The sequence below is a fragment of the Mesorhizobium sp. M2C.T.Ca.TU.002.02.1.1 genome, assembly GCF_003997225.1.
On the sequence record NZ_RZTO01001000.1, the window covers coordinates 1 to 1,972 of the forward strand.

General features: G+C 63.4%; 1 protein-coding gene. It reads right to left on the reverse strand.

The annotated features are described in order from the left end of the window. Positions 1-162: 162 nt before the first annotated feature. Positions 163-1,872, reverse strand: a complete 1,710-nt coding sequence (locus tag EOD07_RS32535) for an APC family permease (RefSeq protein ID WP_127238166.1) — start codon at positions 1,870-1,872, stop codon at positions 163-165. Positions 1,873-1,972 lie beyond the last annotated feature (100 nt).

Genomic DNA, 1,972 nt, shown 5'->3' on the forward strand with positions numbered 1-1,972 from the left:
ACCAAGCCTCGCATGAGGGCTCGGCGCCTCCTGTCAAAATCTCCTGACACGAACTTCTCAAACGCTTCAATCACATAAAACAAAACCCCGCCGAAATTCGACGGGGTTTGTCAGCAGTCTGAGGGCGCGCCGGAGCGCGCCCATTTCTTTCAGGTTGCCGTGTCAGATGACGAACACCCAGTTGGCGATCAGCATCACCACCACGCCTGCAATCAGCGTCAGGTAAGGCAGCATGCCCGCCTTCTTGACCGAGAGGTCGGCTCCCGCCATGCCGAGGTCGGCCAGCATGTGCTCTGGGAACTTGCCGCCGTCCTGGATGTAGTGGCGGAAGCAGAACACCGGGATGATCAAGGCTGCCGTGATCAGGCCGGCCCACAGCGCCATCGGGTTCCACACCTTGGCGCCGGCGCCCATGAAGATCGCGTTGACATAGGCGAAGATGGCGCCGATGCCGAGCAGCCAGGTCGGCGCCTTCCAAGGACGGTTGATGTGGCCGTTGTCGATGCGATGGATCCAGCCGGCATTGAGGTTGAGGAAGTTGAAGATGATGTAGCCGCAGTTCGACACGGCGAGGATGAAGAAGAAGCTCGTCGCGTCGGCCGAGGCGATCGCCAGCACGATCAGGTTGAAGCAGAGGTCGGTCCACATCGCCCGCGTCGGCGCGCCGTGCTCGTTGACGTGGCTGAGATAGCGCGGCAGCCAGCCGTCGACCGAACCCTGGTAGAGCGTGCGCGAGGAGCCGGCCATCGCCGTCATGATGCACAGCACCAGCGCCAGGATCATCAGCATGACCAGCAGGCTGTGGATCAGCCTGCCGCCGCCGACCATGCCGGCCAGCGCGTCGGCGACGCCCGAGCCGTCGACGATCGGCGTCGCCAGCATACCGTTCAGGCCCAGCACGCCCTGGAAGGTGAAGGGCACCAGGATGAAGAGCAGCATGCAGAGCAGGCCGGAGTAGAAGATCGCCTTGAAGGTGTCGGTGCCGGGGTTCTTGAATTCCGACGTGTAGCAGACCGCGGTCTCGAAACCGTAGGTCGACCATGCGGCGATGAACATGCCGCCGAGCGCCAGCGTCCAGCCCGCAATGTTCCAGGAGCCTGGGTCGGGTGCATAGGCGGCCGCCAGCGGTACCAGCGGCGAGAAATTCGCCCAGTCGATCTGGCCGGTGAAGATCGGCACGACGCCGACGATCAGCATCGGGACGATGACCAAGAGGCCGATATATTTCTGCACATTGGCCGTGCCGAGGATGCCGCGATGCTGGATCGAGAAGATGACCAGCATCAGCACGGCGCCGATGAAGAAGGTGGCGTTGAAGGTGAAGGACACCGGACCAAGCGTGTGACCCCACAGCGACCATGTGCGGATCGCCGGCGTCGCGGCGGCGGTCACCGCGGCGATCGCGTCGGCGGGCGCCGTCCCGGCATGCGCGGCGATATAGGCGACCACTTCCGGCGAGGTCTCGGTGAAGATCGGCACCGGCGCCAGCGCGTTGAGGATGTAAGCAGCGGCGATCGAGCAGCCGAGCGACAGCACCGGCGTCCAGGCGAACCAGTTGCACCAGACCGACAGCGGCGCGATGAATTTCGAGTAGCGCAGCCAGGCCGTCGCGCCGTAGATCGAGGCGCCGCCCGATTTGTTCGGGAACAGGCCGGCGATCTCCGCATAGGTGAAGGATTGCAGGAAGCCCATGATCATGGACACCGTCCAGATCAGGAAGGCGAGCTTTCCGGTCGTGCCGGCAATGCCGCCGATCGAGAACAGGACCAGTGCCGGAACGCCGCTTGCCACCCAGAAGGCGCCACGCCAGTCGATATGCCTGAGCAGCTTGCTTTCGGCAGGCTGCTCGAGGGCGGTGCTTATCGTGCTCATATGGTTGTCTTCCCCTTTTTTCTGTTCCCCGCCGGCGACGCTTCGGCTTTTGCGAAGCTTGCTCCCCGGCCACTATGGTTCGACTGTCGTGTTTCCACTC

What these genes read in the sequence shown, in the direction of transcription:
- EOD07_RS32535 (WP_127238166.1), bottom strand. Translation starts at nt 1,872, where the DNA reads ATGAGCACGATAAGCACCGCCCTCGAGCAGCCTGCCGAAAGCAAGCTG.